Annotated in this window: 14 protein-coding genes and 2 pseudogenes; 7 read left to right on the forward strand and 9 right to left on the reverse strand. The window is 45.1% G+C overall.

The features are described 5' to 3' along the window. Nucleotides 1-49 precede the first annotated feature (49 nt). From AAA939_RS08570 to AAA939_RS08595, 6 genes are all read left to right on the forward strand, one after another. The gene (locus AAA939_RS08570; RefSeq protein WP_057706229.1) at nt 50-1,339 is read left to right on the forward strand and encodes a carbohydrate ABC transporter permease; all 1,290 of its coding nucleotides are present in this window, start codon (nt 50-52) and stop codon (nt 1,337-1,339) included. A gap of 3 nt (nt 1,340-1,342) precedes the next feature. Then, a complete protein-coding gene (locus tag AAA939_RS08575; RefSeq protein WP_338209578.1) occupies nt 1,343-2,224 on the forward strand; it encodes a sugar ABC transporter permease in 882 nt (293 codons plus the stop codon). Nucleotides 2,225-2,251: 27 nt separating this feature from the next. Then, nucleotides 2,252-3,088, forward strand: a complete 837-nt coding sequence (locus AAA939_RS08580) for a DUF1189 domain-containing protein (RefSeq protein ID WP_338209579.1) — start codon at nt 2,252-2,254, stop codon at nt 3,086-3,088. 38 nt (nt 3,089-3,126) lie between these two features. Then, on the forward strand, nt 3,127-4,449 hold the full coding sequence (locus AAA939_RS08585) for an alpha-amylase family glycosyl hydrolase (protein ID WP_338209581.1): 1,323 nt from the start codon (nt 3,127-3,129) through the stop codon (nt 4,447-4,449). 101 nt (nt 4,450-4,550) lie between these two features. After that, nucleotides 4,551-5,657, forward strand: a complete 1,107-nt coding sequence (locus AAA939_RS08590; RefSeq protein ID WP_338209583.1) for an ABC transporter ATP-binding protein — start codon at nt 4,551-4,553, stop codon at nt 5,655-5,657. Between the two features lie 24 nt (nt 5,658-5,681). Then, the gene (locus AAA939_RS08595) at nt 5,682-7,952 is read left to right on the forward strand and encodes a glycoside hydrolase family 65 protein (protein WP_338209584.1); all 2,271 of its coding nucleotides are present in this window, start codon (nt 5,682-5,684) and stop codon (nt 7,950-7,952) included. A gap of 489 nt (nt 7,953-8,441) precedes the next feature. Here the strand turns inward: AAA939_RS08595 and AAA939_RS08600 are convergent, their stop codons facing one another. The 3 genes from AAA939_RS08600 to nhaC form a co-directional block, all read right to left on the reverse strand. After that, on the reverse strand, nt 8,442-9,356 hold the full coding sequence (locus tag AAA939_RS08600) for an NADP-dependent oxidoreductase (protein ID WP_338209585.1): 915 nt from the start codon (nt 9,354-9,356) through the stop codon (nt 8,442-8,444). Nucleotides 9,357-9,559: 203 nt separating this feature from the next. Continuing rightward, nucleotides 9,560-10,708 (reverse strand): RNA-guided endonuclease InsQ/TnpB family protein, encoded by a 1,149-nt coding sequence (locus tag AAA939_RS08605; protein WP_338209587.1) that lies wholly within the window; start codon nt 10,706-10,708, stop codon nt 9,560-9,562. Nucleotides 10,709-11,156: 448 nt separating this feature from the next. Continuing rightward, nucleotides 11,157-12,563, reverse strand: a complete 1,407-nt coding sequence (nhaC, locus tag AAA939_RS08610) for a Na+/H+ antiporter NhaC (RefSeq protein WP_338209589.1) — start codon at nt 12,561-12,563, stop codon at nt 11,157-11,159. 515 nt (nt 12,564-13,078) lie between these two features. Here nhaC and AAA939_RS08615 point away from each other — a divergent pair. Further along, nucleotides 13,079-14,754, forward strand: a pseudogene (locus AAA939_RS08615) (glycoside hydrolase family 13 protein). Nucleotides 14,755-15,285: 531 nt separating this feature from the next. Here the strand turns inward: AAA939_RS08615 and AAA939_RS08620 are convergent. The 6 genes and pseudogenes from AAA939_RS08620 to AAA939_RS08645 form a co-directional block, all read right to left on the reverse strand. Next, nucleotides 15,286-16,020 (reverse strand): LysR substrate-binding domain-containing protein, encoded by a 735-nt coding sequence (locus AAA939_RS08620; protein WP_338209593.1) that lies wholly within the window; start codon nt 16,018-16,020, stop codon nt 15,286-15,288. 39 nt (nt 16,021-16,059) lie between these two features. Further along, nucleotides 16,060-16,155: pseudogene (locus AAA939_RS08625) on the reverse strand (helix-turn-helix domain-containing protein); the annotation flags it as partial. A gap of 1,058 nt (nt 16,156-17,213) precedes the next feature. Further along, the gene (locus AAA939_RS08630; protein ID WP_338209595.1) at nt 17,214-17,345 is read right to left on the reverse strand and encodes a hypothetical protein; all 132 of its coding nucleotides are present in this window, start codon (nt 17,343-17,345) and stop codon (nt 17,214-17,216) included. A 91-nt stretch (nt 17,346-17,436) separates the two neighbouring features. Continuing rightward, nucleotides 17,437-18,279 carry a helix-turn-helix domain-containing protein gene (locus AAA939_RS08635; RefSeq protein ID WP_338209597.1) on the reverse strand — a complete coding sequence of 281 codons (843 nt, stop codon included), beginning with the start codon at nt 18,277-18,279 and terminating at the stop codon, nt 17,437-17,439. Between the two features lie 161 nt (nt 18,280-18,440). After that, entirely contained in the window at nt 18,441-18,875 is a 435-nt protein-coding gene (locus tag AAA939_RS08640; protein WP_338209599.1) for a GNAT family N-acetyltransferase, read from the reverse strand. A 208-nt stretch (nt 18,876-19,083) separates the two neighbouring features. After that, entirely contained in the window at nt 19,084-20,751 is a 1,668-nt protein-coding gene (locus AAA939_RS08645) for a peptide ABC transporter substrate-binding protein (RefSeq protein ID WP_338209601.1), read from the reverse strand. Nucleotides 20,752-20,821: the final 70 nt, after the last annotated feature.

The raw sequence follows: 20,821 nt of genomic DNA on the forward strand, positions 1-20,821 counted from the left end.
AGGAAAAAGCACTTAATTTAGGATTTATTAGGAAAGGGGTACGGGCGACATGCAGAAAAAAGATGCAAAAAAAGCGCAACGCCTGTCAATTATTCCCGGGTTGGGTCAGTTCTATAATGGCCAAACAATCAAGGGTGTCCTCTTTATCATCATCTTATTGGCATTCGTAGCAGAGTTTGCTTTAGTTGGGGTTAGCGCATTTGCTAACTTGTTCACACTGGGTTCTGTCTCAATGGAAGACAACTCATTGTTCATGATGATTTATGGGACGTTACAGATTTTACTGACCATTGTGTTCCTGGTATTTTGGATCGCAAATATGTACGATGCCAAACACGTGGCACAATTGATCAACAATGGTAAAAAAGTTTCACACACGTTTAAAGAATTAGGCGCGAACTTATTGGATGGTGGGTTTGCTTACTTACTGACCACACCAGCTTACTTCTTAATGATTTTCACGATTGTGTTCCCGGTACTGGTTACCTTACTGATGGCCTTTACCAACTATGATTTTGCCCACATTCCACCGGCAATGTTGCTGGACTGGATCGGTTTCAAGAACTTCACGTCAATGTTCTTCTTGAGCAGTTACCGGGCAACGTTTAACGCCGTCTTTGGCTGGACCGTTATTTGGACGGTCTGCGCGACAACGTTACAAATCATCATTGGGATCGCAACGGCGGTTATTGCCAACCAAAACTTTATCAAGGGCAAGCGGCTATTTGGGGTTATCTTCTTACTCCCATGGGCCATTCCAGCCTTCGTTTCCATCATGAGTTTCTCAAACATTTTCAACGATTCAGCCGGTGCCATCAACGTGCAAGTCATTGGCTTATGGAACACCTTGGTTCCATTTGCCCACATTGCACCAATTCACTGGATGACCGATACGTTCTGGACGAAAGTTGCCATTATTATGATTCAAGGCTGGCTTGGATTCCCATACATCTATGTGATGATTACCGGGATCTTGCAAGCCATTCCCGAAGATTTATACGAAGCCGCAACTTTGGATGGGGCGACCGTGATGCAAAAGTTCAACAAAATCACGTTACCAACCATCTTTGCGATTGCAGCACCAATCTTCGTGACACAATACACGTTTAACTTCAATAACTTCTCGATGATCTACCTGTTCAACCAAGGTGGTCCCGGTGATGTCGGTGCAAATGCCGGTGGGACGGATATCTTGATTTCATGGATCTACAAATTAACGACTGGGACGTCACCACAGTACTCACTTGCGGCTGCCGTTACGTTAATTATTTCCGTACTGGTTATTGGGATTTCACTGATCGTCTTCAAGAAGACGCACGCGTTTGAAATGGGGGACTAGGTTATGGAAAATGCAACTGCACCAACTAAAAATGTAAATTCCAAACAAAATAGCGCCCGGCGGCATCGTTTTTGGAAAGAGTTCTTCACGTATTTTTACATGGCGATCTTAGCGATTATTATTATCTATCCGGTATTAATTACCTTCATTACCGCTTTCAAGGATGCCAACGTTTCAGCGTTCGTTCTTGATTTCGGCGGCAAATGGACCTTAGCCAACTTCAAAGCTCTCTTTACCACGACGCTGTACGGTAGCTGGTACTTGAACACCATGGTGATTTCAATTTCATGTATGGTTATTCAAGTTATCGTTGTGACCTTAGCGGGTTACGTTTACAGTCGTTACCGCTTTGCTGGTAAGAAATTCAGTTTAACCTTCTTCATCGTTATCCAAATGGTGCCAACCATGGCTGCCTTGACCGCTTACTACGTCTTGGCCAACATGTTAAACGCGTTGGACCACTACTGGTTCTTGACCGCCATTTACATTGGTGGTGGGATTCCACAAAACACTTGGTTGATGAAGGGTTACTTTGATAACGTACCTTACGACTTAGATGAATCAGCTAAGTTGGACGGGGCCGGGAACTTCAAAATTTTCTGGTCAATCGTCTTACCACTAGTTAAACCAATGATCGCGGTTCAAGCGCTCTGGGCCTTCATGTCACCAGTTCAAGATTACCTGATGGCGAAGTTCTTATTGACGTCTGAATCACATTACACTGTTGCCGTGGGGTTACAAACATTCATTAATAACGCTCAAAATCAACAAGTCGTCTTATTCTCGGCCGGTGCGATTCTAGTGGCGTTACCAATTGCCTGCCTGTTTTTCTACCTACAACGGTTCTTCGTTTCCGGATTACTTGCCGGTGGGAGTAAAGGTTAAAACAAATTTTAGTAGAGGTGAATTTAGATGCAGATTTCAGCAAAAAAGGAAGGATCCATCGCATTTCCGGTCCGGTTTTTTGGCAGCCTCTTCTCACCTCGAAGAATGTTTGCGAACCGTGACAAATATAACTGGTTACAAATTATCGTGATTTTTCTATTCTTAACCGCGGTAATGTTGATGCCAATTCCGTTTTACTATAATCATCAAACGAATTTCAACTTAAAGCCGTTCTTACCAACGATTGATCGCATGGCTGATAGCTCAGCGATGCAAACGGCTTTTAAGCAAGCACAGTTTAAAGATCAACAATTTACCAACGTGAAACACCAAGTAATCCTGAGCAATCAGGATGAAGTCGCTGGCTTTAACTTAACCGCCGCTGACATGGCCGGACGTAAAAGCGTGATTAATTTACGCGCCAAAACGTTCCAAGTCAAAGCAGTCGGTAGCGCGTTTAACGCTAAGTACGTGCCAACGTACAATTTAAAGACCAACGCGCATGATTTCTTGGTGGACTCTTGGTATCAAAGTAACAAAGTGATGATTGGACTCTTTATGTTAATGACACTTGGCCTAATCATCGTGGGGGTCAACCTGATCCTCGTTAATGGCGCGGCGTTCTTCTTATTCTTGTCGCGGCATAACAAAATCACTCATATTCGCAACTATCGTGAAGCCGTCAACCTCTCATTAATGATGATGGGGATTGGTAGCCTGCTGGCGATGGTCATTGGCTTGATTCACTTTGACGTGACAATCGAGTTAACGGTCCAGTCGTTGAGCTTAGCCTTCGTTGTGTTATGGGTTTACCTTAAGACTAAATTTAAAGATCCAGAAGTTGATGAAGCCGGGGTCTTTTAACGACTAGTCAACAAATAGAAGAGAAATGAGGAAGATTAATGGCACGCGATACGCAAACGAATTTACGCAACGACATGATTTATTCCGTGTTCGTACGTAACTACTCAAAATCTGGTAAATTCGCCGCAGTCACTGCTGATCTGCAACGGATCAAGGACCTCGGTACTGATATCTTATGGTTATTACCAATTTATCCAATTGGTGAAGCCAACCGTAAAGGGACCCTCGGATCACCTTACGCCATTAAAGATTACCGCGGGATTAACCCAGAATACGGGACCTTGGACGACTTCAAAGCCTTGACGGACCGAGCACACGAACTCGGGATGAAAGTGATGTTAGACATTGTCTATAATCACACGTCACCCGACTCCGTACTGGCGACAAAACATCCGGAATGGTTCTACCATGATGCTGAGGGTCAGTTGATGAACAAAGTCGGCGACTGGAGCGATGTAAAGGATTTGGATTATGGCCAGCATGATTTATGGCAGTACCAAATCGACACCTTACTTTACTGGAGCCAGTTCGTTGATGGGTTCCGTTGCGACGTTGCGCCATTAGTCCCACTCGATTTTTGGCTAGAAGCTCGTCGCCAAGTTAACGCCAAACATCCTGGCACCTTGTGGTTAGCTGAATCCGCTGGTAGCGGCTTTATTCAGGAACTACGGGCACAAGGGTACGTTGGGCTATCTGATAGCGAACTCTACCAAGCCTTTGATATGACTTACGATTACGACGTCTTCGGTGATTTCAAGGATTACTGGCAAGGACGGCGCACGGTGGATGGCTACGTGGACTTGCTTCAACGGCAAGACGCGACCTTCCCCGCAAACTATATCAAGATGCGTTTCTTAGAAAATCACGACAATGCCCGAATGATGAGCTTGTTGCACAGTCAGCCGGAAGCCGTCAATAATTTGACGTGGATCTTCTTGCAACGCGGGATTCCGCTAATTTACAACGGGCAAGAATTTTTAGCCGAACACGAACCGTCACTCTTTGATAAGGATGACATCGTGGACGACAAACACGGTGATATTACAGCGCTGATTCAAAAGCTCGTTGCAATCAAGAAGTTGCCAATTATGCACGCCGCTGATTATCAGCTTGCGGTGGTTGAAGATGGCATCATCAAAGTGACGTATCGTGGTGCGGGTGAAGCACTGGTTGCTTGGATTCCGTTAAAGGGCCAAGTGAGTGAAGTTGCAACGACCTTGCAAGCCAACACTTATCAGAACTTATTAACGGAAACCGCCGTTAAAGTCAGTGACGGTAAAATTGCGGTTAACGGCCAACCCGTTTTAATTAAATATGCCACGGATACAGCGGCCACTAAGGTTGCTGATCAATCTAACTAGCTGAAAGTCAGCTTTAATTTTTGAACGTAAAAGCAACCGGTTGCAGTCGGTTGCGTATTAGGACGTAGCTTAGTAGTGAGAAAATAGGGGAGTGGATTTCGATGGTTGAAATGAATCTCGAACACATTTACAAAAAATACGAAGGTAACGAAAAGTACTCCGTTACTGATATGAACTTAGATATTAAAGATGGGGAATTCATCTTCTTCATTGGCCCATCTGGTTGTGGGAAGTCAACCACGTTACGGATGATTGCCGGACTAGAAGACATCACAAAGGGTGACTTCAAGATGAACGGCCAGGTCATGAACGACGTGGAACCTAAGAACCGAGACATTGCGATGGTTTTCCAAACTTACGCTTTGTACCCAAACATGTCCGTTTTCGATAACATGGCCTTCGGGTTAAAGATTCGCAAGACGTACAGCAATACGGAAATTAAGAAACGGGTCGACAACGCTGCTGAACAACTTGGTTTGACCGACTTCTTACAACGGCGACCTGCTAACCTTTCCGGTGGGCAACGTCAACGGGTTGCCTTAGGCCGAGCAATTGTTCGGGATGCTGGCACGTTCTTACTTGATGAACCACTATCTAACTTGGATGCCAAGTTACGGGTCGACATGCGGACCACGATCGCCCAAATGCACCAACGTTTAAAGACTAACATGATTTACGTGACCCATGACCAAATTGAAGCGATGACCATGGCTGACCGAATCGTGATTATGAACGATGGTAAGATCATGCAAGTTGGGACCCCGCACCAACTTTATAATGAACCGGTTAACCAATTCGTGGCTGGGTTCATGGGGTCGCCATCAATGAACTTCTTTAACGCAACCTTACACGATGGTCGCGTGACGGATGGCGAAGGCTTGGACGTTGCCGTGCCAGAAGGTCAATTAAAGACTTTGAAGGCTCAAGGTTACGACCAAAAACAAATGATTGTCGGGATTCGCCCAGAAGATATTCACGCTGAACGGATTGCACTTGAAGCAATGCCAGATTCCATTGTTAACACTAAAGTCGTCGTTTCAGAATTCTTAGGTGCTGAAAGCATGCTTTATTGCAAGGCTGGTAAGTCTAAGTTTACGGCTCAAGTTGATGCGCGTGATTACCACAATCCTGGTGAAAACGTTGAAGTTGCTTTTGAAATGGCCAAAGCACATTTCTTCGATCCAGAAACAAAGGATGTTATTCGTTAATTCGTCCAAGGAGGAGCAATTGTCATGAAACGTATTTTTGAAGTGAATCCGTGGCACGTGGTCAGTCATGAGCTGGTTCCAACGGATAAACGATTACAAGAAAGTATGACGAGCATCGGTAACGGCTACATGGGGATGCGCGGCATGTTTGAAGAGCACTACTCTAACGATACTTTGAAGGGTATCTACGTCGGGGGCGTTTGGTACCCTGACAAGACGCGTGTTGGTTGGTGGAAAAATGGGTATCCCGATTACTTCGGTAAGGTCGTCAATGCGGTTAACTTTATCAAAGTTAACTTGACGATCGACGGGGACCAGGTTGATTTAGCTAAGGACGACATTAGCGACTTTATGGTTGATTTGGACATGCACACCGGCGTTCTCCGGCGTTCGTTCATCGTGACTAAGGGTGAAAAGAAAGTTCAATTCTTAATCGATCGGTTTGTCAGTGCCGCCCAAAAGGAATTATTCGACGTTCATTATAGCGTTCATAATTTGAGTGCGGACCCCGTCCAAATTGGATTTATTTCCCAAATCGACGCTGACGTCTTCAACGAAGATGCTAACTACGACGAACAATTCTGGCAAGTTCTCGATAAGAGTCACGCAATGACTGGCGGAAGCATGGTTGCTGAAACTAAACCAAATGATTTTGGCACCCCCCGTTTCACGTTGGGCATGCAAATGTTGCACGTGACGGATCTCCGTGGTGTGGATGCACCGGAAACGGAAAAAGCCGTCACGAACATCTTCCGCGGGACTTTAGCGCCAGATGAAACCAAGAACTTTGAAAAACGGGTCATCGTGGTCACTTCCCGTGATTATAAAGATATCAAAACGCTACGTAGCGGTTTGGCAACGTTGACAGAAAACGTCAATGCCCAATCATACGAGGACTTATTACAAGCGCACCAAGCAGTCTGGGCAAAGCGCTGGGAACTAGCTGACGTGGTCATTGATGGTGACGACGCGGCGCAACAGGGGATTCGTTTCAACCTCTTCCAGTTATTCTCAACGTACTATGGTGAAGACAAACGGTTGAACTTAGGACCAAAGGGCTTTACCGGTGAAAAATACGGTGGTGCGACCTATTGGGATACCGAAGCTTTCGGGGTACCATTCTACTTGTCATTAGCCAAGCCGAAAGTTACCGAAAACTTATTGGAATACCGCTACAACCAGTTGGCAGGTGCGTTCCATAACGCTAAACAACAAGGGTTGGCAGGGGCACTCTACCCAATGGTGACCTTTAATGGGATCGAATGTCATAACGAATGGGAAATCACCTTTGAAGAAATTCATCGGAACGGTTCCATCGCTTACGCCATCTTTAACTACACCCGCTACACCGGTGATGAGACGTACTTGAAGACCAAAGGGATCGACGTTTTGACGGCCATCTCACGTTTTTGGGCCGACCGGGTACACTTCTCAGAACGCAAGCAGATGTACATGATTCACGGTGTGACTGGGCCCAATGAGTATGAAAATAATGTTAACAACAACTGGTATACCAACCTAATGGCACGTTGGACATTGAAATACACGTTGGCCAGCTTAAAGAAGGTCAGCGCTGAAAAGCAACAAGCCTTAGACGTTACCGACGCCGAATTGGCGAAATGGCAAGATATCGTGGACCGGATGTATTTGCCACACGATGACAAACTCGGCATCTTCGTTCAACACGATACGTTCTTGGACAAGGACTTGAAGCCCGTTTCGACGATTCCGGCAGATCAACGCCCAATCAACCAACACTGGTCATGGGATCACATCTTGCGGTCACCATACATCAAGCAAGCGGACGTCTTACAAGGCATCTACTACTTCATGGACCGGTTTACACCGGAACAGAAGAAGGCCAACTTTGACTTCTACGAACCGTTAACGGTCCACGAATCCAGCTTATCGCCCGCAGTTCACGCCGTATTAGCGGCTGATCTGCACTACGAAGACAAAGCGGTTGAAATGTACCAGCGGACTGCTCGGTTAGACCTTGATAACTACAACAACGACACGGTCGACGGCTTACACATTACGTCGATGACCGGTTCGTGGTTGGCAATCGTACAAGGCTTTGCTGGGATGCGTGTTAAGGACGATACGTTGGCGTTTGCGCCGTTTGTCCCTAACGCTTGGACCCATTATCAGTTCCACGTTAACTTCCGTGGTCGGCTCTTAAGAGTCGACGTCGATCAACAAGGAACGACAGTGACACTCGTCTCTGGGGAACCATTGACCATTGAATTGAACGGTAACGCAGTGAAAGTTGCCGATACCGTTTCAACGAAATAAACACACTTGACCCTAACCTGGCCGAAACTGGTTAGAGTCAAGTCCTAACCCTAGAATGATTAACCCTCATTCTAACCTACTCCTAAATAGACGCCCATCTGCGAATGGACGTCTTTTTTGAGTCTTATGTCTGGTGGATGGCAAATATCCGCTCCGTCAGTCAGCGTCGGTGTGCTGTGGGGTCGGTCGCAGCCATAGTGCGGTCTGCTCCCTCGATTCCAAGCCGATGACCCACGTCTTGAAATCTCCCCGCAACATCCAGCCGGCCAAGCACCCCGGCTGATGTTGCCGACACAGCACACCAACGCTGACTGACTGCGCTAAATACAGTCCTACTACCCGACGAAGCGGATAATTTAGGAGTGACTATCGCTGCTGCTACGTTGTTAATAGCGATTTTAGACGTTTCAACCTTTAGTTTAAAGAACGCAAAAAAATCAGCTTGTAGGATCGAATACGACCTTGCAAGCTGATTCTATTTGGAAATGACTATTTAGCGACAATTAATTGGCCGCTGTACGGTTCATCCAGCAACGTATGCCCCTGAATGAAGCCGTCCAACGTGAAGGGTAGTTGCTGCGCAATGTCGACGGTTAACTGCCCCGTTCGGAGTAACTTGAATAGCATCTGCAAGGTGGCCTGATCCGAAATCACATTCGTCGGGTGCAGCACCTGGAACCGGATCGACTTACTAGTTGCGGGCAGGTGGGTCGCAAACGATGCGATGGTCGCGTTAAACTTTGCCATTGCAAGCTCATCTTTACCATTCGTATTGTCGTGGCTGACATTGATAATCACGTCGCCCCGGTCTGCTAAAACGTGGACCGGATTTTGACGGTCGGGCGCGACAACTTGTTCGACCCCGAGTGCGGTTAACTTATCAGTAAAGTGTGACGGGGCAATGGCAATGACGTTTGCACCTAGCCGTTGCGCCAACTGGATCGTTAACATTCCGACCATACTGCCGGCACCTTGGACGATGACGGTCTGATCCTTCTGGACGTCTGCAAAGTAACGGACGGCTTTGTAAGCGATGATTCCCGGCGTAATTAAACTGGCTGCTTGTGCGGGAGTGACATCGTTTGGTACCGTCACGGCTAAGTCACTATCTAGCGTGACTTGCTCAGCGTAAGTGTGCTGGGCGTGGGCCGCCACGAGTGTCCCAATATCCAGCCCCGTTACCCCGGGACCGACTTTGAGCACCTTGCCCACGACGTCGTGTCCAGGAATGGTTGGTAAAACTAAGTCGGTTCCCGTGCCTAGACGTTCGCGACGGTCCTGGTCGTTCAAATTGACAGCGAGTGTTTCAATAGTAATTTGATTATTAGCTGGTTCAAGCACCGGTTGAGTAATCGTTTCAAAAACGGCGGGTCCCCCAAATTTACGATAACCATATGCAAGCATCTCAAATCCCCTGCTATGCAAAATATGGAGAAATGTAGAAAATCATTGCTGATTTCTACATTTAGAAAGGTTACATAGTTCCTTTCTTAATTTTACTTGCTGCCGTTATGACGTCGGTATTCCGATGTTCCATCAGGGAGCAATCACATTGACCAACTATGACAGCTTAAGGGCTTTAGCCAGCCCCGTTAAATTATTAATTTTTAGATTAAAGCTAGTAAATTAGCAACGGCGTTTTCATCACAATCGAGCACTGCATCACAACTGTAACAAACATATTCACTATGTTTAGTTTGATGTGTCACATTACCCTGCAGTGTAATTTTGTCGCTTCCAGATTTGATATGACCGCATTCTGAACAGCGCTGTGTTGAAGGATACTGATGATCCGCTAGTATCAGCTCCTTATCGTACCATTCGCACTTATAAGTTAATATCCGCCGAAAGTAGCCAAACATCGAGCGTTGTAAGCCTTTAGAAGCAACGTGGCTCATCTGCATATCTTTAATGAACAAGTCTTCAATCACAATTTTGTCGTAATCATTGACGAGTTTCGTCGTAAACTTTTGCATGATGTCATGCTGGATATTAGTAACTTTGCGGTAATTACGCTGCAATTTGGCTCTCATTGCAATGTAACGTCTGCTCCTAGTTGCTTTATTTCCATTCATGACTCGCTTATGAGCTAGCTTCTTTTGGTAAAACTTAATTTGCTGATACAACTTACGTAACCGTCTTGGCAGAGTATTAATAACACCAGCCGTGTAATTTAAATGGCCGACATTCACATCAACGGCTGAATTATAACCAGTTTTTGACTTGGCATCAAGCTCAACTTCTAAAGGAAGACTAGCCCAGTATTTGCCATTTTCACGGTAAATACTGACCACTTTTAAAATGCCTGACAAATCGGTATGTTTGCTAATCCTAATGTCATACCAATATTTGGTACCACGTGGCTTGTCCAAATGAAGTTTACCAGCGACAATTTTAGCTCGGTCAGTTTTAAAGCCTTGCCGAGTTACCCTTTTTGATTTAAATGTGGGTTTACCCCAATCAGGCTTTGCCTTATCAAAGAAGTTCTGCCAAGCATTCCCCAAATCAGCAATTGCAAGCTGCAAAGTACGCGCTGACAACTCATACTGCCAATCAGCTTTATTTGCGACTAATTCATTCCGAACTGAGTAAGCACTAGGGTGGGGACTACTTGAATCAAGTGTGTTCAAATCATACATGTCATTCCAAGTAGCCAACCCTTCGTTCCAACAATACCGCCGGTAATCACAAAGACTATCCAGCACTTTTTTCATATGGCGGTTGGGATAAAGTCTTACTTTTTGTGTTCGAATCATCAGCATCATCACCTACCAAATCAGTGTCATTTTTTAGTTTATAATCACACTTTCAATTATAGTTTAGGCCTTTACCAATGTCAGTGATTTAGCCACCGAGAATAATCTCTTTTGGTATTAGCGAGGTTAGTGGGTTAGATACAGATGTTTTAGTATAAATAACGCTGATTTGCCGGCAAATCTGTATCGCGAATCATGAAATTTTTCCAACGTGCAAATATGATGCCATATCACTAGATTTAAGCATTGCCAAGCCAGCCACCTCCATACTTACTCTCTGTGGGAAGATTGGCATTCTTTTCTACATGGTTCGCCATTTTTTGTCTGTGATTATCCCCTCCTTGGCAAAAGCATGCTTTCGCTTAATTGTAGCGGGGAACCTGTTGAAATCACAAGCGGGCACCATTACTTTCCGGTTTGTGTTTAGTCAATAATAAAAGAAGTGTTTTTAGTTGCTTTGATTGGTAACAGGCGTTTGACGTTTGAGTCCCACACCAGTGAAGCCACTGATGATTGAGAAAATCGGCGATAATAGGCTAAAGAAGCAGAATGGCAAGTAAGCCAGCGTTGAAACGCCAAGCGTGTTAGCGGCAAAGGCTCCCGCAACGCCCCATGGAATGAGGTAGTTGATCACCGTACCACCATCTTCCAGTACCCGGCTAAGGGCTAAGTTTGCTAGCCCCCGCTGGTTAAAGGTCGATTTAAATGCTTTACCCGGCAGAATAACGGAGAGGTATTGTTCACCGACAAAGATATTGACCCCGATTCCGGCTAAGATGGCCGCGGTGACGGTTGCACCGGTGCCCTTTAAACGTTTAGCTAGTGGGACCATGGCCGTTTGAATTAAGTTGAATTTCATTAACAAGCCACCCAGTGAGAGCGTCAGTAAAATGAGTGAAACGGTTCCCATCATGGCACTAATGCCGCCCCGTGATAGGAGGGCGTCAACGCTGGCGTTGCCCGTCTTAGCGACAAAGCCAGTTTCAATCATACCGGCAATTTTGCTCAGTGCAATGTGGGGTTGTTCAATGAAAATCATGACGATGGCTAAGCCGATGTTCATCAGTAAGGTTGGGATGGCTGGAATTTTAAGCAGGGCGCACGCAAACATGACAACGAGTGGTAGAGCGGCCCACCAACTGATGGTGAAGTTCTGGTTCAGCACCGTTAAGGTCGTTTGGATTTTGCCCAGGTTGTTGCCCGTCGATGCACCCGTTCCTAAAACGGTGTACAAAATCAAGGAGACGATGAAGGCGGGAATCGTGGACCACATTAAGTTACGGATGTGACTGAACAGGTCGCTTTCAGCGATGGCTGACGCTAAGTTAGTTGAATCGGACAGTGGGGAGGTTTTATCTCCAAAAATTGCGCCGGAGATAATCGCACCGGCCACTAACGCTGGGTCGATGCCCATGGTGGTTCCGATACCGAATAAGGCAATCCCGATGGTCGAGATAATGGTGAAGGCACTCCCGATTGACGTTCCGATGATGGCGCAGACGAGGAAGACGGACGGAACGAACCATTTCACGGAGATCAGGTTAAAGCCAAAGACCATCATGGAAGGGATGATTCCGGCAGCAATCCAGACACTGATCAACGCCCCGATTAATAAGAAAATAAAGATGGGGATGATCCCGGTCTTGATACCGTCGACAATGCCACCGTGAATGTCGTCCCAGTGGGCGCCCCGAATGCGTGCCCAAAGAATGACGAGGGCAATGACTAAGATGACGGGAGTCTGTGGTGAGAGTCCGAATTTAATCACGCCGAGTCCCATAATTGCTAACATGATGAGTAAGACGGCTAAGGCTTCTGGTAGGTGGACTGGCCGCCACCGTTTTGAATTTTCCATAAATAAACACTCCTTTTATTTGGGTATAAAAAAATCGTCCCCGTTGCAATTATTGCAACAGGGACGATTGATTAGACCGTGGTACCACCCAGCTTGAGCCGCAAAATCGGCTCCACTCACTAGCAGTTAACGGGTCTAGTTATTATCCGCCGGGCGTACCCGGACTGTGCCTACCGTATTTCATCGTAATTAGCCTGATCGGTTCGCAGCAACCACCGACTTCCTGACACACAGCTAATCCGCTACTTGAGAGTAGGGTTATCGTTCGTTATTTGATTATTGTGTGATGATAGCATGCTTGATTTGAAACGTCAACTAACGAATAAATTTATTAATTTTAAAATGGCTAGTCGTGGGGATGCCAGATAGTTGATAAATAGGGTAAATAACCGTTAAGGATTGGCTGATAGGCGGTACTTAAGTATAGGTATAATGATAAAATAGCCGTAAGTGTAAGCGGTTTAAAATAACGAATTAAAGCGTACGCCAGTATAAAAATTTAAGGAGTGATAGTAATGACTAATCCATGGTGGCAATCAGCCGTCGTTTATCAAATTTATCCCCGTTCGTTTCAAGATTCAAACGGTGATGGTATCGGTGACTTGCCCGGGATTACACAACGTCTGAACTATGTGAAGCGGTTAGGGGCCGATGTGATTTGGCTCAACCCAATCTACCGGTCACCGGGTGTTGATAACGGGTATGATATCAGTGACTATTACGATATTAACCCGGAATTCGGCACGATGGCTGACTTTGATCAGCTTTTAGCGACTGCCCACGAGAAGGGCTTAAAGATCATGATGGATATCGTGGTCAACCACTCTTCTAATCAGAATAAGTGGTTTAAAGAGAGTGCTAAGAGCCGTGATAATGCGTATTCCGATTATTACATTTGGCGTGATCCGGTCGATGGTCACGCGCCCAATAATTGGGGTGGCTTCTTTGGCGGTTCCGTCTGGGAATACGTCGAGAGTCGTCAACAGTACTATCTGCATTCATTTGCCGTGGAACAACCTGACCTGAATTGGGAAAATCCAAAATTACGGCAGGCCGTCTACGACATGATGAATTTTTGGGTCAATAAAGGTGTCGATGGGTTTCGCCTCGACGTCATCAACTTGATTTCCAAACCCGCCAGCTTTGCGGACGGTCAGCCTAACGACGGTGAACCGTACGCGGACATTGGTCCAATTATCGCTAACGGTCCTCGTTTGAATGAATATTTACAGGAAATGAATAAGCAAGTCTTTGCGGGTCACGATTTAATCACGGTCGGTGAGACGCCGAACGCTACTGTAAGCGACGCACAACAGCTCGCAGGATTAAACGAACATGAACTGAACATGGTGTTTGAATTTGAACACATGGGTCTAGATGGCAATCCTAATCCACAATTAGGTAAGTGGAATGATCAGCCCGTCAAGTTAGTTGATCTCAAACAGTCGATGACTAAATGGCAAAACGGGTTACATGGCACCGCGTGGAATAGTCTCTATTGGAATAATCATGATCAACCCCGGATTGTTTCCCGGTTTGGTGACGAACGGCCAGCTTACCGGCAACGTTCTGCTAAGATGCTGGCGACTTTGCTGCACTTCTTACAAGGGACGCCTTATATCTACGAGGGTGAAGAGTTAGGGATGACTAATGCCCATTTCACCAAGCTATCCGATTACCAAGATTTGGAATCAATCAACGCTTATCACCATTTCGTGGATGAAGAGGGCGTGCTTTCGGCGGATACAATGTTGCGTTATTTGGCCAATTGTTCCCGGGATAACGCGCGAACACCGATGCAGTGGAATCGGGCGTTAAACGCCGGTTTCTCGACTGCTAAGCCGTGGCTGCCCGTGTTAACCCCAATCATAACCACATCAACGCAGAGGCTGCCCAGGTGACCCCTAATTCGACGTTTAGCTTCTATCAGCACTTAATCAGGCTACGTCACCAGTTACCGGTTATCACTACGGGTAAGTATCAGTTGTTATTAGCTGACGATGCCTCGGTTTATGCTTATACGCGTCAAACGAATAATCAGACCTTACTAGTCATCTGTAATTTCACGCCGGAAACTCAAACGCGTCACTTCGAACAGCTACCAGCGGATGCCAAGTTACTCATCAGTAATTACGATGATGACCACGGCGATACGTTACGCGCGTACGAAGCTAAGGTTTATTATTATTAAAAAATAAAATCTTGGCCTGAATATTTAATCCGGCCGCCACTGATAACACGCAGTCGTGGGACCGGGTTAAGCCTGAGGAGCGGTCTTAACCCTCGCCCGGAGCAATCTTTGAATGACAGCTGTTCCGGACCGTCCGTGGTGTAAGGCCGAAAAATAATCGGCCAACACCACCATCACGACCGATGTTATCAGTGGCGACCTCCGAGTATTCGGAAAATTTAGATTTTCAGTAACAGAAGAACCATGTTTAGCGCAGGCGGACAGGATTGGTGTGCAGTGGCGGCAATATTGGTCGGCGTCCCTTAGCCGGCTAATATTGCGGGGCACTTCAAAGACGTGGGCTATCGGCTTTGAAGTGAGGCCTCAGACTGCACTTCGGCTAAGGCTGTCCCTCACAGCACACCGATTCTGTCCGACGGAGCGGCTAATTTTCATGGCATTGGTGTTAATGTTTACCTTGCAATGGAAACTAAAAATCGTGCGTTCAGAATTGTCATAATGATTCTGAACGCACGATTTTTTGATGTTAAATTATTGTTCTTGAACGGCTTCATCGGCCTCGAAAGTTTTTTCGATAATATCCATGACTTGTTTGAATAAGCCGATTGGAAATTGGTGGGCCCGGCGAATCAAATTGATATGAACACTTGGAACTTGAACATCTTCAATTGGAATTTCGACCAAGTCGCTTTGTGCTGGGGCAGTGATGTCCGAGACAAAACCAAGGGCTAAGTCTTCTTGAACTAGCCCACTGACAAGCGTGCTACTATCGGATTCAAAGAGCACTTGGGGTTTAATGGAGAGTTGTTCAGCTAATTGATGGAAGACTAACTTGTTTAGGTAAGTGGCGTTTAAAATAACAAAAGGTGATTTTAAAGCCTCTTCAAACGTTGGGTGTTCCATTTTTGCTAGTGGGTGTTCAGGACTGGCAAGGATTTTGAACTTAAATGGGCGTAGTGGGGTGACCGCTAGCCGTTCGTCCAAAGTTTGATCCAAGTTACCGCTGATTGCCAAATCGAGTTGGCCACCTAAAACCTGTTTGACCAGTTGGTTAGCACCCATTTCAACGGTATGGACGCTACTAAGTAAGTCTTGTTCCAAAATCGGCTTGGTCAGGGCCGGTAAGTAATGTTCACTGACAGAAGGTTCAATGCCGAGCCGCAGCGTATGTTGACGCAAGTGGCTGATCGATTCATTGACGTGCTGCCAGTTAGAGATAATATCGTTAGCGGCTAATAAGAGTTGTTGACCACTAGGCGTTAGCACTAGCGCCTTGGTCTTAGCTTGACGAAAGAAGAGCGTTGTTTGGAAATGCCGTTCGAGACGCTTGATTGCTTGCGAAATGGTTGGCTGGCTTACATGAAAATCGGCCGCCGTTTGCGTATAACTTTGTGTACTAATTAGACGTTGAAATAGTACAGATCCTTAATATTCATGAAAATGTAGCCTCCATAAAAATTATTAATGTTGTTTTAGCGATTAATAATCACAAATAAGCAGGCCTCAACCCGAAGATGATTATCAAATAGACTTATCATATGACAAGTTAATCATAACATGATTAACGATTCGAAAGTGGTACCGTTAATCATAATCGTAATGATTGGGTGCTGTCAACGATAATAGTTGAGGTGTTGAAACTATAATGATTATTAATAATACCAAAATCATTGATTGGTCTAGGTGCTGTTGCAATGGGATTTAGCCTTTTAAGCCATAGCTTTGGCTTATTAGTTAAGGTGTTGTTGGATAATAATTCATTTTTAAGTCTTAAATATCAGCAAATCAAGCTAATAAAGCGAAAATTAGATAAAAACCGGCCTTAAAGTTAAGGTGCTCAACGGATAAATGAATTTTATAATGATAATTCATAAATTAAAGTCTTTAAGCTTATGAATTAAAATCGACAGAAGTTGTGTATAAAAATTAATTATCGGTTAAGGTGGTGTCATATATCAACCGATAAATGAAATAGTGGTCTAAAAAGCTGAATATTGGTTGAATCCACGCGGTTTTAGAAGAATATCCGTGGCTGCGACGAATTTAAAGTTAACCCCTTTAAACTATAAACCGGACGAATAAGAACAGGCGTCAACTTTTTTGATAATTGAAAACAAACGGCAACTAGCTAAAAAGACTATAAAAAACAGTTATCGGTTAAGGGGCTGTTTTAGTTTGAAAAAGGCTCCTGGGACAATTACTGTCCCGATGGAATCCAGCTCAAATTTAGCGATTAACCCCAGGTAACTATTTAAACTGAACATAATTAATTATAATACTAAAGGAATTAAAAAGGTTAAAAACGCCTAAATAACAGCCGGTTAGTTAATTGGGTATAATTATTACTTATACTAATGGCAGAGCGAACGCTAAATCGCTGACAAAGCCAGTTACAAACTAAAACGCTTAACAAATCTTACTTGAGATTTGCTAAGCGTTTTGTTTTGATGACGGTCAGCCTAACGACGGTTTTGCGGATTACGTTGATCGTGTTTGATTCTGACTGGTTGGGCAGCGGGTACGCGATTACTGGCAGCAATACCAGCAACGGCCGCTAAGCCGGCTGCGACTAAAAGACCTGCTAATAACATGGACAGCCCCTCCTTACTTGTTCAAACCACGTCTTTGATACTTGCAAGTTTAGGTGATTAACTAAACAAATGCAATTATTTTGCCGGGTTCTTAAATTGAACTTGAATAACTTGAAATTTTCTTAAGTAATTGCTTGTTATTGTTGATACGTGCAAAGGCAGTTGCATCGTTCAGGTACTCTTTAACCTTGGTTGGTTCGCCGATGAGCTGTGCTTGTAAAAACTTGATCCAGGCGGCGTAGTAGGTCACGTGAAAACGGGAACAGATATTAATGCCGTAATCTAACAGCTTCAAACTTTGAGTCGGCTGATCGATGCTAGCGTAAAAGTTACCCGTATAGTAGGCCAGATTAATGACTCGCCAAACGCTTGCCGTGGTTTCTAAGGGCAGGTTTGGCAAAGCGTGCCGAACTTTTTCAAAGTAGTACTGGGCTTTATTGGGGTCGTGGTTAAACTGATAAGCAATCCCGGTGCCACAATAAGCTAACTGGGTATAGATCGTTGTGTGCGACTCATCAAGATCGGTAATGATTTGATCGAAGTTGAACAGGACGTCGCTGATCGGATGGTGGTTCAAAGCGGCCACGTATCCTTTCAAATAACAATACTGGAGCTTAGTTTCACGGTCATGCCGGGGTTCATCAGCAATTTTAGCCAATAACGTTTCTGCATCACGATATTCACTGGTGATTAAATCAAATTCAATTTTTTCAAGTACTTTTAATACCGCCGCGTCAGCAACTCGTTCGGTTGGGAAAACATCTTCTAATTGGAGATTTAAGCGCTGGCAAAGTTGTGCCACAATTCGAATTGCGGGCGCTTTGCCGTTGTTTTCAAACTTGCTGAGGGTGGCTTGGGTACAAATGCCCTCAGCTAAGGCTTTTTGGGATAAACCCAAAGCTTTGCGGCGGGCAATAAATAGTTCGATATTCAAGTTGACACTTCCTTTTTACCAAACTAAAGCAGTTTCGTAAAACGCTTTCAATGTCAATTTAACACCGTTAATTTAATCTTGTCAATATTTATACGTAATAAAAATTATTCTTAAAATATATAAATTTGATTACAAATAATATAATCAAAGCGTGCCAATGGCTAGCGGTGCCAACGCATTGTGTATTCAGGTTGATTCGTAGCTTTGTCAATCTGTTGCTCGTGAACGTGAAAGCCACTGTGATGATAAAAAGCCACGGCGGGTCGGTTGGCGACGTAGACGGAAAGTTGTAGTTTATGGGTCAATTCCTTGGCGGCGGCCAGTAACGCCGTCCCGACGCCTTGTTGTTGAGCACTGGCCTGCACGAAGATTCCCGCAACGTAGTGTCCTTGTAATCCGATAAAACCGACAATTTTTTCAGCAGTTGTGGCGATGATCAGTTGTGCTTGTGGCAGGGCGGTCCGAACGGCGGGCGCCTGTTTACGCCAATAGTCAGCCTTGATAAATGGGTGGGCCTTCAGGTTGCCGTGAAGCCAAATCGCCATAAGTTGATCGAGTTGGTCAGTGGTGGGGTGGTGCAATAAATAAGTTTGCATAGGTCTTCCTTGTTCGTGAATTAGCGGTACTGATGAAAAGCGACCGCTTGTGTGATTTTAAAAAAATAGGATTCATCAACTAAGTACGTAATTAATAGTAGCAATCCGTTTAATTTTTGAAAATAAATAAGGTGTATTCACACGATCCTGAACAACGGATGAGTGAATACACCTTATTATTAAATATCAAATCGTTGTGTGCTGGACTTTATTTAGCCATGTAAGCACCCTTGAAGTTGTAGTTGATACCAGCTGTGTTGTAAACGAGCCCTTTCAACTTAGGGTTGACCATCTGAGCAATGACGTTTTGAGAAAGTGGGGCGACGCCTTGATCAGTACCGATGGTTTTTTCAGCTTTAGCAAGTTGTTCCCAACGGGTCGCGGTGCTAGTCGTTGAATTAGCGGCGCTGATAGCACTGTCGTAATCGGAGTTTGTCCATTTCCCAAAGTTGTAGTCGTTCTTAGACGTCATGATGCCTAAGTCAGAGATTGGGTCGGAGAAGTCTGCTTGCCATGCGGAGATAACCAACTGGAAGTTCCCAGCAGTTTCACGGGCGATCCGAGTCTTATAAGGAACGGTAACGCTGTTGACCTTCAAACCAGGCAATTCCTTTTCCAATTGACCTTGGACGTATTCGGAGATGGCCTTCATTTGATCGGTATCATCGTGCGTTAACGTAACGGTCAACGACTTCTTGCCGACTTCCTTGAGACCTTCTTGCCAGAGCTTTTTAGCCTTGGTGTTATCCTGTGTGACTGAATCAGCAACGGTATTTTCAGTTGCAAAATCTTTGCCAGTCGTTGGATCCTTAGCTAAGCCGCTAGTAACGAAGCCCTTTGGTGTAACGGAACCGTCACCGAGGACGTCGTTAACGAGTTGTTTACGGTCTAACGTTAATGACATCGCTTGACGAAGCTTCGTGTTAGCCAAAGCCTTGACCTTCTTTTGGTTGAATTCAAGGTAGTTCAAACGTGAAGACTTGCGGATAACCAACTTACTGTTGTTCTTTTCATTTTTAACCTGTTGCCCAGAAAGGACGGCAGCGTCAAGTTTGCCACTCTGGAATAAGTTAAAGGCGGTCGTGGTTGATTTAACCACTTGGTCGTTGATCTTCGTCAAGTAGACGTGTTTCTTGTCCCAGTAGTCGGTGTTACGAACAAGGGTCCAAGTTGAGTTGGTCCCTTTCCAACCAGTCATCTTAAATGGCCCGTCATAAACCATCTTGCTGGCGCTAGTCCCGTATTGCTTGCCATATTTTTGAACGGCGTGTTGGTTTTGTGGGAAGAAGACCACGAAGCCCATCAGGAGTTTAAAGTATTGCATTGGTTTTTCCAGCGTAACGGTCAACTTGTACTTACCGTCCGCCTTGATGCCTAAAGTAGAAGGACTGGCCTTCCCTGCGGTGATCTTATCAGCGTTCTTGATGCCAGAATACAAATAAGCGTATTGAGAAGCAGTCTTAGGGTTAACGGTGCGGCGCCAACCATAAACGAAGTCTTGGGCGGTTACTTTATCACCGTTGCTCCATTTGGCGTTTTTACGTAATGTGAAGGTATAAGTTTTCTTATCCTTCGAAATCGTGGTGCCCGTTGCAATCCCTGGCGTAACCTTGCTGTCTTTGCCTAAACGGTACAGGCCTTCTTGCGAGTTACTGATCATGGTCCCACTAATAACATCGGTTGCCATTGACGGGTCAAGCGTTGTAATGTCTTGCCCGTTTTCAGACCAATTTAAAACCTGGGTCTTGGCCATGCCAGCGGTGGTATTACCCGCGTTTGCTGCATTAGAATCTGCCGACTTGCTACCACAACCAACCAATAAGCCACCAGCTGTGACGGTAACTGCTGCTGCTGTTGCTAAAAATTTCCATTTCATAAAATAAGTGCCCCCTACTCAAGTGACTATGTACGATATAAAAATGAGAATACATTAAAAACAGATTAAA

Source organism: Lactiplantibacillus paraxiangfangensis (genome assembly GCF_036246185.1).
GTDB classification, from domain to species: Bacteria; Bacillota; Bacilli; order Lactobacillales; family Lactobacillaceae; genus Lactiplantibacillus; species Lactiplantibacillus paraxiangfangensis.